Annotated in this window: 11 protein-coding genes; 5 read left to right on the top strand and 6 right to left on the bottom strand. The window is 64.2% G+C overall.

Going from position 1 to position 13,563, the window contains the following annotated elements:
* Positions 1–45: 45 nt before the first annotated feature.
* The 3 genes from ACODSD_RS10085 to rsxB form a co-directional block, all read right to left on the bottom strand.
* The gene (locus ACODSD_RS10085) at positions 46–1,527 is read right to left on the bottom strand and encodes a DegQ family serine endoprotease (RefSeq protein ID WP_227107641.1); all 1,482 of its coding nucleotides are present in this window, start codon (positions 1,525–1,527) and stop codon (positions 46–48) included.
* A 69-nt stretch (positions 1,528–1,596) separates the two neighbouring features.
* On the bottom strand, positions 1,597–2,244 hold the full coding sequence (gene nth / locus ACODSD_RS10080) for an endonuclease III (protein ID WP_488877306.1): 648 nt from the start codon (positions 2,242–2,244) through the stop codon (positions 1,597–1,599).
* Positions 2,241–2,936 (bottom strand): electron transport complex subunit RsxB, encoded by a 696-nt coding sequence (gene rsxB / locus ACODSD_RS10075; protein ID WP_488877305.1) that lies wholly within the window; start codon positions 2,934–2,936, stop codon positions 2,241–2,243. Before rsxB ends, nth begins: the two co-directional genes overlap by 4 nt.
* Before the next feature lie 232 nt (positions 2,937–3,168).
* Between rsxB and ACODSD_RS10070 the strand changes: the two genes are divergently transcribed.
* A complete protein-coding gene (locus ACODSD_RS10070; protein ID WP_488877304.1) occupies positions 3,169–5,058 on the top strand; it encodes a methyl-accepting chemotaxis protein in 1,890 nt (629 codons plus the stop codon).
* 73 nt (positions 5,059–5,131) lie between these two features.
* Here the strand turns inward: ACODSD_RS10070 and acs are convergent, their stop codons facing one another.
* The 3 genes from acs to ACODSD_RS10055 form a co-directional block, all read right to left on the bottom strand.
* The gene (acs, locus tag ACODSD_RS10065) at positions 5,132–7,096 is read right to left on the bottom strand and encodes an acetate--CoA ligase (protein WP_107800217.1); all 1,965 of its coding nucleotides are present in this window, start codon (positions 7,094–7,096) and stop codon (positions 5,132–5,134) included.
* Positions 7,097–7,206: 110 nt separating this feature from the next.
* Positions 7,207–8,886: a cation acetate symporter gene (locus ACODSD_RS10060; protein ID WP_107800216.1), complete on the bottom strand. Its 1,680-nt coding sequence runs from the start codon at positions 8,884–8,886 to the stop codon at positions 7,207–7,209.
* On the bottom strand, positions 8,883–9,194 hold the full coding sequence (locus tag ACODSD_RS10055) for a DUF485 domain-containing protein (protein WP_107800215.1): 312 nt from the start codon (positions 9,192–9,194) through the stop codon (positions 8,883–8,885). The genes ACODSD_RS10060 and ACODSD_RS10055 overlap by 4 nt, the downstream gene beginning before the upstream one ends.
* A 451-nt stretch (positions 9,195–9,645) precedes the next feature.
* Between ACODSD_RS10055 and ACODSD_RS10050 the strand changes: the two genes are divergently transcribed.
* From ACODSD_RS10050 to ACODSD_RS10035, 4 genes are all read left to right on the top strand, one after another.
* A complete protein-coding gene (locus tag ACODSD_RS10050; protein WP_107800214.1) occupies positions 9,646–10,539 on the top strand; it encodes a LysR family transcriptional regulator in 894 nt (297 codons plus the stop codon).
* A 116-nt stretch (positions 10,540–10,655) separates the two neighbouring features.
* Entirely contained in the window at positions 10,656–11,126 is a 471-nt protein-coding gene (locus ACODSD_RS10045; RefSeq protein WP_146176693.1) for a hypothetical protein, read from the top strand.
* A gap of 355 nt (positions 11,127–11,481) precedes the next feature.
* The gene (locus tag ACODSD_RS10040; protein ID WP_488877303.1) at positions 11,482–12,174 is read left to right on the top strand and encodes an ABC transporter ATP-binding protein; all 693 of its coding nucleotides are present in this window, start codon (positions 11,482–11,484) and stop codon (positions 12,172–12,174) included.
* A complete protein-coding gene (locus ACODSD_RS10035) occupies positions 12,171–13,535 on the top strand; it encodes an ABC transporter permease (RefSeq protein WP_488877302.1) in 1,365 nt (454 codons plus the stop codon). Before ACODSD_RS10040 ends, ACODSD_RS10035 begins: the two co-directional genes overlap by 4 nt.
* Positions 13,536–13,563 lie beyond the last annotated feature (28 nt).

The following is a 13,563-nucleotide window of genomic DNA, read 5'->3' as shown; positions in this document are numbered from 1 at the left end:
AAGCCGCCTGACGGCGGCTTTGGGCAATGCGGGTCGAGACGACGCTTATTCCAGCCGCAAGGGCACGAACAACACGGCCTCGTTGCGGCGCACCAACAAGGCGATATGGCCCTTGGCGCTGGCCAGCGCTTTTTCGAAGTTGGCGATGGTGGAGACTTCCACCTGGTTCAAGCCCAGGATCACGTCGCCGGCCTGCAGGCCGGAACGAGCGGCCGGACCTTGCGCCTTCTGGATCAGCAGGCCGCCGCGCACGCCCAGCTCCGAGCGCTGGTTCGGCGTCAGCTCGCTGAGCGTCAGACCCAGTTTGCCGAACTGGAAGCCTTGCGGCGAGCTTTCTTCCTGAGACTGCTGCGCGCTCGGCGCTTCCTGCGCCAGTTCCGCCAGCGTGGCTTCCAGATCCTTTTCCACGCCCTTGCGCCACACCGTCAGCTTGATCTTGGTGCCCGGCTGCAGCGATCCGACCAGCACCGGCAGATCCTTGGAGCTTTCTATGGACTTGCCGTCCAGTTTCAGGATGATGTCGCCGGCCTGCAGGCCGGCGCGAGCGGCCGGTCCCTTGGGATCGACGCGCACCACCAGCGCGCCGCTGGGGCGCTGCAGACCGAAGGACTGCGCCAGCTCCTGAGTCACTTCCTGGATATTGATGCCCAGCTGGCCGCGGCTGACCTTGCCCTTGGCCTTGAGCTGGTCGACCACGCTCATCGCCAAATCGATGGGGATGGCGAAGGAGATGCCCATGAAGCCGCCGGAACGGCTGTAAATCTGCGAGTTGATGCCCACCACTTCGCCGCGCAGATTGAACAGCGGACCGCCGGAGTTGCCGGGGTTGATCGCCACGTCGGTCTGGATGAAGGGGACGAAGTTTTCGTCCGGCAGGCTGCGGCCTTTGGCCGAGACGATGCCGGCGGTGACGGTGTTGTCGAAGCCGAAGGGCGCGCCGATGGCGGCCACCCATTCTCCGACTTTCAAGTCCGCCGGGCTGCCGATCTTGACCACCGGCAGGTCCGCCGCTGCCACTTTCAGCAGCGCCACGTCGGTGCGCTTGTCCACGCCGACCAGCTTGGCGCGCAGTTCGCGCTTGTCGGTCAGCATCACCTTGACCTGCTGGCTGTCCGCCACCACATGGGCGTTGGTCAGGATGTAGCCGTCGGCGCTGATGATGAAGCCGGAGCCGAAGGAGACGCTTTCTTCCTGCGGCTGTTCGCGCTGAGGCGGATGATTGGGGATGAAGCGGCGGAAGAAGTCGTACAGCGGATCGTCTTCCGGCACCGGAATCGGCAGATTGCTGGGTTGGGAGGCCCCGCTGTCTTCGCGGCTGGCCTGGATATTCACCACCGCCGGTCCGTCGCGGCTGACCAATTGAGTGAAGTCCGGCAGCAACATGGCGACGCGGCCATCCTGTTGCGCGGGAATGGCGACCGGCGCGGGCTGGGAGTTGCCTTTGAAGAAGCGCTCGACCTTGTCGCAGCCGGACAGCAACGAGGCTGCGAGCAAGGCGCCAACCAGGGTGCGCAGATACGTTGTCACAGGCTATCCTTTTAGGTTGATGTCTATGCGGAAAATAAGGGCGGAACCGGAGTTTTTCCAGTATTTGATTCAGTTGTCTTTAATCATAACGGTTTTTGCCGGATATTCGCAGAGGTCGGCAATGACGCAGCGCTCGCATTCCGGTTTTCTGGCTTTGCAGACATAGCGTCCGAGCAGGATCAGCCAGTGATGCGCATCGACTTTGAATTCGTCGGGGATGTATTTTACCAGTTTATCCTCGACTTCTCGCACGTCTTTGCCGGGCGCGATCCGGGTGCGGTTGGACACCCGGAAAATATGGGTGTCCACCGCGATGGTGGGCTGGCCGAAGGCGGTGTTCAGCACCACATTGGCCGTTTTGCGGCCGACGCCGGGCAGCGCCTCCAGCGCCTCGCGGGTTTGCGGCACCTCGCCGCCGTGCTTTTCCAGCAGCAGGTGACAGGTGGCGATCACGTTCCTGGCCTTGGTCTTGTACAAGCCTATGGTCTTGATGAAGTTGGCCAGCGATTCCTCGCCCAGCGCCAGCATGGCCGCCGGAGTATTGGCCACCGGATAGAGCCGGCGCGTGGCCTTGTTGACGCCGACGTCGGTGGTCTGCGCCGACAACAGCACCGAGATCAGCAGTTCGAACGGGCTGCTGTATTCCAGCTCGGTGGTGGGGTGCGGATTGGCGTCGCGCAGGCGGGTGAAGATTTCTTTGCGTTTGACGGCGTTCACGGCTTGTCCTTGTCTGCTTGTTCGCGGGCGGCGCGCATGGCGGCGGCGCGCTCCATTGCCTTGCGGATCAATTCGTTCTTGTCGGCCGCCGGCGCGGGCGCGGCGGAAACGGCCGGCGCGGCGGCGGGGGAGGCCGGCGCCGCGTTCACCGCCGCGCGCTCGGCCAGGCGTTTGGCCTTGTCCGCCTGATCGCGCGCCTTGCGCGCCTGCCGCCGTTCATAACGGACGCGGGCTTGGGCGGCGCGGGCCATGAGTCGCTCGCGCTCGCCGTCGGCCGGGTCGGCCACCGGCTCCAGGTCGATGCAGTCCACCGGACAGGGCGCCAGGCACAGTTCGCAGCCGGTGCATTCGGCGGCGATGACGGTGTGCATCTGCTTGGCGGCGCCGACGATGGCGTCCACCGGACAGGCCTGGATGCACAGGGTACAGCCGATGCAGCTGTCTTCGCGTATCACGGCCAGCGCGCGCGGCTTGGGCTGCGGGCCGTCGGCGGCGAAGGGAATGATGTCCCGGCCCAGCAGTTCCGCCAGCGCCCGGATGCCGTCGTCGCCGCCCGGCGGGCAGCGGTTGATCGGATCGCGGCCTTCCGCCAGCGCCTCCGCATACGGGCGGCAGCCGGCGTGGCTGCATTGTCCGCACTGGGTCTGGGGCAGTAGGGCGTCTATCCTTTCGACGAGTGTGATCACGGGCATGCTGTGGGATTCCGCTTCAAAAACCGCTAATTATCGACGCTAGGGGCCGCGGCTTCAACTCCCGGCGCGGACTAGGCTTCGGGAGGTCCTTGCCGGCGCGCGTGCTTGAAGCGGGGAATCCGGCGTCGCCGGGGGCGCGGCGCGCGATTTTCGTAAAAAACAAAGCGGCGGGGCTTGGAGCGGCGCGCGGGTGCGCTATGGTGAAAATACTCACTTTTCCGGACCGCCCGCCATGAAAATCGCTCACAAAGCCGGCCTGATTTCCGCGCTGGTGCTGGCCGTGACCTTGTCGACCCTGTCCTGGATGCAATACCTGAGCGTTGCGGACAGCATACGCGCGGGCAAAGAGCAGGAAGTGACCCAGACCAGCCAGGTGCTGGCCGAGCAGATCGCCAATTGGTTGAACGGCAAGCTGGCTCAGATCCAGCTGATGTCGGAGACCATAGACGCCGGTTTCAGCAACGAGCGCATTTTGGAGGTTTTCCAGCGGCCCATGCTCAAGAACGAGTTCAAGCTGGTGTTTGGCGGCTTGGACAGCGACGGCAAGAGAATCTCCAACGATCCGTCCTGGAATCCCCCGCCCACCTGGGACGCCCGCAAGCGGCCATGGTATCCGGTGGCCAAGGCGGCCGCCGGCGTCGGCCTGACCGATCCCTATCCCGACGCCGCGTCCGGCGAGATCCTGATTTCGGCGGTGGCCAAGCTGACCGACAAGGGCGCGTTCAAGGGCGCTTTCGGCGGCGACCTCAGCCTGAAGTCGGTTTCGGACGCGCTGAACACCGCCACCTTCAACGGCGCGGGCTACGCCTTCCTGTTGTCCGCCGACGGCAAAATCATCAGCCACCCGGACGCCAAACTGAACGGCAAGAGCGTTGCGGAGTTGTTCGGCGGCAAAGCGCCGGCCCTGGACGGCAAGGTGCAGGAGGTGGAGGTCAACGAGCAGCGCCTGATGGTGGCGTTTCAACCGCTGTCGCATCTACAGCCGGCCAAGTGGCTGGTGGGCGTGGTGCTGGACGAGGGTAAGGTGATGGCCGAGGCCAAGCAGATAGGCTGGCGCGGCTTTTGGGGCGCGGTGATAGGCGTGCTGCTGAGCATGGTCATCCTCAGCACCCTGATGCAGCAGATCCTGCGGCGCCCCTTGCAGCAGCTCAAGCAGTCGCTGACCGAGCTCAACAGCGGCAACGGCGATCTGACGCGGCGCATAGACGAAAGCTCCCGCGACGAATTCGGGGAGGTGGCGAAGGAGTTGAACCGCTTCATCGCTTATCTGCAGCGGCTGATCGGCGATATCCGCCAGATTTCCACGCGCGTCCACCACGGCGCCGAGCAAAGCGCGGAAGAGGCGCAACAGAGCAGCGGCGAGGCCAGCCGTCTGCAAAGAGAGCTGGAGCAACTGGTGTCGTCCATCGGCCAGATGGCGGAGGCGTCCGGCGAAATGACGTCCAACGCCGGCGCGGTGGCCGAGGCCGCGCGGCAGGCGCACGAGGAAACCGGCAGCCGGATGGCGCTGGTGACGCAGTCCAGCCAGGCGATACGGCGTTTGGCCGACACCCTGGAGCAGACCTCGCTGTCCATGAACGAACTGGCCGAATTCAGCAAGAACATCGAATCCATCGTCAGAGTGATCACCGGCGTGGCCGAGCAGACCAATCTGCTGGCGCTGAACGCCGCGATCGAAGCGGCGCGGGCGGGGGAAATGGGACGCGGCTTCGCCGTGGTGGCGGACGAGGTGCGCAAGCTGGCTTCGCAAACCCAGGAGGCGACGCAGGAAATCCGCAGCATGATTGAGCAACTGCAGCGCGGCGTGAACGAGGCCCGGGACAAGATGGACGAAAGCCGCGATTGCGCCAGCAACACGGTGAAGGACGCCGAGCAGATCAGCGAGATGCTGACGCGCATCCGGGACGTGATCTCCGACATCAACGCCAAGAACAGCGACATCGCCGGCGCGGTGAGCCGCCAAAGTCAGATGACGAGGGACATCAACGACAGCGCGGGCAGCATTCAGCACATCGGCCAGCGCGTCAGCGACGCGGCGCAAGTGCAGTTGCGGCATTGCCAGGGCACCGCCGCCGACGTGGCTGAACAGGATGAGATGATCTCGCGTTTCCGGCTGGAGTAGCGCTGGGACGGATAGGCGGGAGGCATGAAAAAGCCGGAGCCGCATGGCGGCTCCGGCGCGGCGAATCCGGCGTTTATAGCGGCTGTTGCAGCTGTTGCAGGATTTGCGGGTTTTCCAGCGTGGACACGTCCTGGGTGATTTCCTCGCCCTTGGCGATGGAACGCAGCAGGCGGCGCATGATCTTGCCGGAGCGGGTCTTGGGCAGGTTCTCGCCGAAACGGATATCGTCCGGCTGGGCGATCTTGCCGATTTCGTGCGCCACCCAGTTTTTCAGTTCGGCCGCCACTTTCTTGGCTTCCTCGCCCTGAGGGCGAGCGCCCTTGAGCACCACGAAGGCCACCACCGCCTCGCCCTTGACCTCGTGCGGCTTGCCGACCACGGCGGCCTCCGCCACCAGCGGATTGGCCACCAGCGCGGATTCTATCTCCATGGTGCCCAGGCGGTGGCCGGACACGTTCAGCACGTCGTCGATGCGGCCCATGATCCAGAAATAGCCGTTCTCGTCGCGGTTGGCGGAGTCGCCGGCCAGATAGTATTGGCCGTTGAACTCTTCCGGGAAATAGGTTTTCTTGAAGCGTTCCGGATCGTTCCAGATGGTGCGCACCAGGCTGGGGAAGGGCTTCTTGATCACCAGGAAGCCGCCGCGGCCCGGGTCCACCTGAGCGCCGGACTCATCGACGATGTCGGCCATGATGCCCGGCAGCGGCAGCGTGCACGAGCCGGGTTTGGTGGCCACCGCGCCCGGCAGCGGCGAGATCTGGATGGAGCCGGTCTCGGTCTGCCACCAGGTGTCGACAATCGGGCAGCGGCCGCCGCCCACGGTTTCGTGATACCAGATCCAGGCCTCGGGGTTGATCGGCTCGCCCACGGTGCCGAGCAGGCGCAGGCTGGACAGATCGTGCTGCTTGGGCAGGTCCGCGCCCAGCTTGATCAGCGAGCGGATGGCGGTGGGCGCGGTGTAGAAAATGCTGACCTTGTGCTGTTCTATCATGCGCCAGAAGCGGGAGGCGTCCGGATAAGTGGGCACGCCCTCGAAGATGACCTGGGTGGCGCCGTTGGCCAGCGGGCCGTAGCAGATATAGCTGTGGCCGGTGATCCAGCCCACGTCGGCGGTGCACCAGAACACGTCGTTGGGCTTGTAGTCGAACACCCAGCGGAAGCTGTTGGCCGCGCCCAGCAGATAGCCGGCGCTGCTGTGCTGGATGCCCTTGGGTTTGCCGGTGGAGCCGGAGGTGTAGAGGATGAACAGCGGGTCCTCGGCGTTCATCCACTCCGGTTCGCATTGTTCCGGCTGGCCGCTGACCAATTGATGCCACCACACGTCGCGGCCCTCGCTCCAGGCCACCTCGTTCTGGGTGCGCTGGTAGGCGACCACGTGTTTGACGCTGTCGCAGCCGTCCATCGCCAGCGCTTCGTCCACCGTGGCCTTCAGCGGCACGCTCTTGCCGCCGCGCAGGCCTTCGTTGGCGGTGATCACCAGCTTGGCGCCGGCGTCCTGGACGCGGTCGCGCACCGCGCCGGCGGAAAAGCCGCCGAACACCACGGAGTGGATGGCGCCGATGCGGGCGCAGGCCTGCATCGCCACGACGGCCTCGATCACCATCGGCATGTAAATCACCACGCGGTCGCCCTTGCTCACGCCCAGGCTCTTCAGGCCGTTGGCGAACTGGCAGACGCGGCGGTGCAGCTCGGCGTAAGTGACGCGGGTGACCGCGCCGTCGTCGGCTTCGAAAATCAGCGCGATGCGGTTGGCGTTGACCGCCAGGTGGCGGTCCAGGCAGTTGTAGGAAACATTGAGCACGCCGTCGTCGAACCACTTGAAGAACGGCGCCTGGCTATCGTCCAGCACGCGGGTGAACGGTTTTTTCCAGGAGATCTGATCGCGCGCCAGATCGCCCCAGAACGACAGGTAATCGGCGTCCGCCTGCTCGCACAGCGTGTGGTACGCCTCGATGCCGGAGATCGTCGCCTTTTGGCGGAAATCGTCGGAAGGCGGAAAGCTGCGGGTTTCCTTGAGGACGGATTCTAGCGTGGACATAAACTTCTCCTGGATTAACGGTGTAGCGATGCCGCCGCTCCGGAACCGCTGGAGCGGCGCGGTGGGTTGTAAAGGCAGGCCGACATCCTCGGCCCGGCCTTATGTCATTGTCAATGTTTGGAGGCCCCGGACGCGCCGATGCCGGTCATCGCGCGCACGAACTGGGCTTCGAACTTGGCTTTTTCCTCGTCGGCCTGGCGGGACTTGTCCAGCACCGAGATCAGCCAGGTGGAAACGAAGGCCAGAGTCATCGAGAAGATGGCCGGGTTCTTGTACGGGAACACCGCGTGCTCGTGCTTGAGCACCTCCACCCAGACCGTCGGGCCCAGCACGATCAGCACCACCGCCGACAACAGGCCGATGAAGCCGCCGATCACCGCGCCGCGCGTGGTCAGCCCCTTCCAGAACATGGAGAGGAACAGCACCGGGAAGTTGGCCGAGGCGGCGATGGAGAAGGCCAGGCCCACCATGAAGGCGATGTTCTGTTTTTCGAACACCAGGCCCAGCACGATGGCCACCACGCCCAACACCACGGTGGTGATCTTGGACACGCGGATCTCGTCGGCCTCGTTGGCCTTGCCCTTCTTGATCACGCTGGCGTACAGATCGTGCGACACCGCCGACGCGCCGGACAGCGCCAGGCCGGCCACCACCGCCAGGATGGTGGCGAAGGCCACCGCGGAGATGAAGCCCAGGAACATGTCGCCGCCCACGGCCTCGGCCAGGTGCACCGCCGCCATATTGTTGCCGCCGATCAGCTGGGTGACGGATTTGCCGTTCTTGACCACGGTTTCCATCATGCCCGGCTGGTTCAGCACCAGCATGATGGCGCCGAAGCCGATGATGAAGGTGAGGATGTAGAAATAGCCGATGAAGCCGGTGGCGAAGAACACCGATTTGCGCGCTTCCTTGGCGTCGGACACGGTGAAGAAGCGCATCAGGATGTGCGGCAGGCCGGCGGTGCCGAACATCAGCGCCAGGCCCAGGGAAATGGAGTCGATCGGATCGGCCTTGCCCGGCGCCATGATGGCGACGCCCTTGCTATGCGCGGCCACCGCTTTTTCAAACATGACTTCCGGGCTGAAACCCACGGTGGCCAGCACCATGATGGCCATGAAGGTGGCGCCGGAGAGCAGCAGCACCGCCTTGATGATTTGCACCCAGGTGGTGGCCAGCATGCCGCCGAACAGCACGTAGCACACCATCAGCACGCCCACCATCAACACCGCCGAGCTATAGCTCATGCCGAACAAGAGCTGGATCAGCTTGCCGGCGCCCACCATCTGCGCAATCAGGTAGATGGCGACCACCACCAGGGTGGAGGTGGCGGCGAAGCTGCGCACCGGCGTCTGTTGCAAGCGGTAGGAGGCGACGTCGGCGAAAGTGTATTTGCCCAGATTGCGCAGGCGTTCCGCCACCAGGAACAGGATGACGGGCCAGCCCACCAGGAAGCCCATCGAATAGATCAGGCCGTCGTAGCCTTTTTCGAACACCATCGCGGAAATGCCGAGGAAGGAGGCGGCGGACATATAGTCGCCGGCGATGGCGAGACCATTCTGGAAACCGGTGATGCCGCCGCCGGCCGCGTAAAAGTCGCTGGCGGACTTGGTGCGGCGCGCGGCCCAATACGTGACGCCCAGAGTGAAGGCCACGAAGAGCAGGAACATGATGATGGCGTGCCAGTTGGTGGCCTGTTGCTTGACATCGCCCTCAATGGCCCCGGCCGCCATGGCCAAGGAGGGCAGCAGAAGGCCGGAGACGCAGGCCAGTTGCAAGACGCGTTGCTTCATTGTTTGGACTCCTCGACGATTTGCTGGTTGAGCAGATCGAACTCGGTGTTGGCGCGGCGCACATAGATGCCGGTCAGCGCGAAGGCCGAGACGATGATCAGCACGCCGATGGGAATGCCCACCGTCATGGTGGCGCCCGCGCTGACGGGATGGCCCAGCGTGGCCGGCGAGAACGCCAGCACCAGGATGAAGCCGTAGTAGATGACCAGCATGACTAGGGTGAGCTGCCAACCCAGGCTGGTTTTCTTGTGCACCAGTTCCTTGAATTTGGGGTTGGACTGCACTTTCTTGAGTATGTCCTCGTTCATTGCATCCTCCTTTGTGGTCGCGACTTGGGTTGTCGCTGCTGAAAACATAAGGGAGGTGACGGAGGCGAATCTAATCGCTTTTTTTGATGCGGAAAATTATTCAGGCCGATGATGCGGTGCAAAAAACAAATAAAATCAATAACTTAAATTGGAATTTTTGCTCTTAATTCGGCGGCGAAATAGGGCTGATCGAACCAAAAAATCCAGGCCCGGACCGGGCGTCGCCGCCGCGTCGCGCCTTGCCGCAAATGCTTGGCGGGGCCGGCGGCGGGGCATAAAGCGCTTGTTATTTAGCCGGCATTGCGCCGAAAATGGCTCGCACAAGAGAAAACCATCATCGGCCGGGCTTAGCTCAGGCCGCCGCATCCGTCGCAGACCCGCCATCATGCCGCCCATGCCTGCCGCGTACGGCGATCCGGCCCGCCGCCAAGCATCCAAGTCAGGGGAGAACATGGAAATCTATCAGTTGCGCACCTTTGTCACCGTCGCCCAGCAAGGGCACCTGACACAGGCCGCCGAATTGCTGCACCTGTCGCAGCCGGCGGTCACCGCGCAAATCAAGGCCCTGGAAGAAGAAGTGGGCATGCAATTGTTCGAACGCAGCGCGGGCGGGGTGTCGCTGACCCGGACCGGCCAGGAATTGCTGCCGCAGGCGCAGGCGATACTGGGCGCGGCCAGCGGCATCATCAACCACGCGCGGCAATTGAAGGGCCAGTTGTCAGGCAAGGCGCGGATAGGCGTCACCTTGACGCCGGACACCTTGAAGATCGGACCCTGGGTGGCGGGCCTGGTGGAGCGTTATCCCTTGCTGGACATCCAATTGCGCCACGGCGTCACCGTGGACGTGCTGAACCTGGTGCGCAAGAAAGAACTGGACGCCGGCTTCTATCTGGGCAAAAACCCCTATGTGAACGTCTCCACCGTCAAGCTGGCGGAATTGCCGTTCCGCATCGTCCTGCCCGCCGGCTGGGCGTCGCGTTTGGCCGGCGGCGGCTTGAGGGAATTGGGCAAATTGCCGTGGATAGGCATTTCGCAGTTTTCCAGTCTTTCCAAAATCACCGCGGAGTTGTGGCGAGAACTCAACATTTCGCCTAAGAAGGTAGCGGAGTGCGATCATCTCGACGCCATCCTTGAATTGGTGGCCTCCGGGGTGGGGGTGGCGCTGGCGCGGGAAGAGGCGGCGCAGGCCTGGCAAGACGCCGGCAGGTTGACAGTGCTGCCGGATGTGCGCAAATTGGCCGAGTTGCAATTCGTCTACCCGGCGGACCGGGCGGGCGATCCCGTGTTGGAAACTTTGTTGCAAGAATTGCTGCAGGTGTGGCGTTTGCCCGCCGTTGCGGCTTAGAACCTGCTTGTGATCCGCTGCGCGTCTTCAGGGCCGCGGCGCCTTCCTTGCAAGCAGGCGCTTAGGGCGGCTGCCGCGAGACGAGGCGGCCCGCCGGGTTTGATCGAGGAGTGGCAATGACCCGTAGTTGGTTGATCGGCGCGATGGAGAGTTACCGCAGCGCAGTGGAGCGCGGCCAGCAGCGCATGCTGGACGCCCAGCACGAGGCCTGTATCGTCTGGTGGTCGGCTTTTGCGCCGGCGTATCCGATGTCCCAGGGCGATTTGGAGCGCAGGCTGGACGACACCCTGTTGGTGGGCGCCAATCTGGTGCAGGCGCAAGCGGATACTCAGCGCGATTGGATGTTGCTGACCGAGCGTTGGCTGTCCGAGATGAACCGCGACGTGCAGGCCAGGCTGGACGCCGCCAGCGACGACGCGCCCTCGCTGCACCCGCTGTGTCGCGCCTGGCAGGTGGGCAGCCTGTCCGGCACCGCCTTGTCCAAGGTTTCCCGCCAAGTGGGACATTTCGCCGCCACCAGCCTGTCGTCCACGCCCTTGCGCGCCGCTTGCGACGCCAGGCGGGTGTGGAAGCGACAACGCTCCTGATTCTCTTTCCCATAACACTAGCGCACGCCATGCCTCGATATTCATCGAGGCATTTTGTTTTTATATCGAGTGGGGCGCTGTCTGATTTGAAGCCGGGACTGCATGGAGTGCGTGGCCTGGCTATATTTGGTTTGATTTTTAATATTAATTAGAGTTTTATTTAAGAATTTAATTTTTTAATTCATAGGGCGTTTTGTTGGTTTATTGCTTTGTTTTTCAATTGAAAATTTAGAGCGGGTTTTCAGGTATATTCAAGCGGTGTCAGTGGTGGAACCTGTTCAAAGCTTTGCGCAGCGCGGCAGATATTGAAACGCTTCGCGAAATTTGGGCGGCGCCGATTTTCAAGGAGCGGGCGATGGCGGCGGAAATGCGCGGCGTATTTAAAACATACCGGATGGACCAAGTGGAAGTGCCGGCTTTGCACAATGTGGAATTGAAAGTGGCCGCCGCCCGATTCACTGTTTTGGCCGGGCCGTCCGGCAGCGGGAAAAGCACGATCTTGCATTTGCTGGGGGGCGTGGACCGGCCCGACCGCGGCGAGGTCGTCGTCGCCGGGCAGAGCATGGCGGCCTTGAGCGACGACGCGCTTAGCGATTTTCGCGCTCGCCACCTGGGCTTTGTGTTTCAAAGCTTCAATTTGCTGCCGGTGCTGTCCGCGCTGGAAAACGTGGAATATCCGCTGCGGCTGCAAGGCACGCCGGCGGCGCGGCGCAAAGCGCGGGCGCTGGAGATGTTGGCGGCGGTGGGCTTGGCGGACAAGGCGGCGCACCGGCCCGGCCAGCTGTCCGGCGGCCAGCGCCAGCGGGTGGCGATTGCGCGCGCGCTGGTGCACGAGCCGGCGCTGGTGTTGGCCGACGAGCCCACCGCCAATCTGGACAGCGGCACCGGCGCCGCCATCCTGGCGCTGCTCAGGCAGTTGCAGCGCGAGCGCGGCGTGGCGGTGGTGTTCTCCTCGCACGATCCGCTGGTGATCGCGGCGGCGGACGAGCGTTATCGGGTCAGCGACGGCCGGGTCCGCGCGCTGGCCGCCGGGGAGGCGCCGGCATGAATGTTCTGCAACTGGCCTGGCGCAATCTATTGCGCAATCGCCGCCGCACCTGGGCAAGCGCTTTGACCATGGCGGTGGGCATGGCGGGCGTGCTGTTGTTCGGCGGCTATCAGCGCGCGGTCCAGTACGGGCTGGAAACGGCTTTTGTCCGCAAGCTTGGCCATTTGCAGGTGCAGCATCGCGATTATCTGCAATACGGCAGCGGCAACCCGGCCGCTTACGGCATCCGCGACTACCGGCGCATCCAGCGCGAGATCGAGTCGGACCCGGAACTGAAGGACATGTTGGCGGCCGTCACGCCGACCTTGACGCTGGGCGCCATCGCCGGCCATTACGCCAGCGGCACGTCGCGCACGGTGCTGGCGCAAGGCAGCGAGCCGGAAGGCCAGAACCGCTTGCTGCGCTGGGACGCGCGCGGTTTGCGCCAGGCGGCCAAGCCGATGGCCTTGACCGGCAGCGACGCCAACGCCGCGGTGCTGGGCGGCGGCGTCGCCAAGACTCTGGGGCTGTGCCTGTCCGACGGCGACCGGGCTTGCGCGGCGGCGGCGGCGGAAGGCGAGGGGCTGCCGCCGGACCTGGCGGCCTTGACCGGGCCGGCGCGCGCGGTGGACGGCAAGCGGATCGAACTGTTGACGGCCACCGCCGCCGGCGCGCCCAACGTCGCCCGCTTGCGGGTGTTGGGCGTGGAGCGGCAAGGCGCCCGTGAATGGGACGACGTCTATGTGGGCCTGCATCTGTCGCAGGCGCAACGGCTTCTGTACGGCGAGGGAGAGCCGATGGCGACGGCGATCTTGCTGCAGCTGAAGAGCAGCGGGCAGATCGAGGCCGCGCGCCGGCGGCTGCAGCAGCTGTTTCAAGCCGGTTTGAGCGCGCAACCGCTGGCGGCCCACGATTTCGCCGCGCTGCAGCCGCTGTACGAGCGCATCGTCGACATGTTCGGCGCCATTTTCGGCTTCATGGCGGCGCTGATCGCCAGCGTGACGCTGTTCACCACTGGCAACACCATGAATATGGCGGTGATGGAGCGCACCCGTGAAATCGGCGCGCTGCGCTCCATCGGCCTGAGACGCGGCGGCGTCCAGCGGCTGTTCTTGTGCGAGGGCGCCCTGCTGGGCGTCATCGGCGGTTTGGGCGGCCTGCTGCTGTCGCTGGGCCTGGCCTGGCTGATCAACCGAGCCGGCCTGAGCTGGCTGCCTCCGGGCGTGGTGGATCCCAGCCCCATCCTGATCCGGGTCTGGGGCGAGACGCCGCTGCTGGCTTCGTGCATGGGCGGTTTGATGGCGGTGGCGCTGTTGTCGTCGTGGTGGCCGTCGCGCCGGGCGGCGCGCTGGAACATCGTCGACGCCTTGAGGCAGGCCTGAATCGGCATGGCGGATGAGGGAAGGGAGC

The organism is Chromobacterium sp. FG22 (assembly GCF_057809415.1).
This window is presented reverse-complemented; position numbering and strand designations above follow the sequence as displayed.

What these genes read in the sequence shown, in the direction of transcription:
- ACODSD_RS10070 (WP_488877304.1), top strand. Translation starts at nt 3,169, where the DNA reads ATGAAAATCGCTCACAAAGCCGGCCTGATTTCCGCGCTGGTGCTGGCC.
- ACODSD_RS10055 (WP_107800215.1), bottom strand. Translation starts at nt 9,194, where the DNA reads ATGAACGAGGACATACTCAAGAAAGTGCAGTCCAACCCCAAATTCAAG.
- ACODSD_RS10040 (WP_488877303.1), top strand. Translation starts at nt 11,482, where the DNA reads ATGGCGGCGGAAATGCGCGGCGTATTTAAAACATACCGGATGGACCAA.
- ACODSD_RS10035 (WP_488877302.1), top strand. Translation starts at nt 12,171, where the DNA reads ATGAATGTTCTGCAACTGGCCTGGCGCAATCTATTGCGCAATCGCCGC.
- acs (WP_107800217.1), bottom strand. Translation starts at nt 7,096, where the DNA reads ATGTCCACGCTAGAATCCGTCCTCAAGGAAACCCGCAGCTTTCCGCCT.
- ACODSD_RS10050 (WP_107800214.1), top strand. Translation starts at nt 9,646, where the DNA reads ATGGAAATCTATCAGTTGCGCACCTTTGTCACCGTCGCCCAGCAAGGG.
- ACODSD_RS10045 (WP_146176693.1), top strand. Translation starts at nt 10,656, where the DNA reads ATGACCCGTAGTTGGTTGATCGGCGCGATGGAGAGTTACCGCAGCGCA.
- rsxB (WP_488877305.1), bottom strand. Translation starts at nt 2,936, where the DNA reads ATGCCCGTGATCACACTCGTCGAAAGGATAGACGCCCTACTGCCCCAG.
- ACODSD_RS10060 (WP_107800216.1), bottom strand. Translation starts at nt 8,886, where the DNA reads ATGAAGCAACGCGTCTTGCAACTGGCCTGCGTCTCCGGCCTTCTGCTG.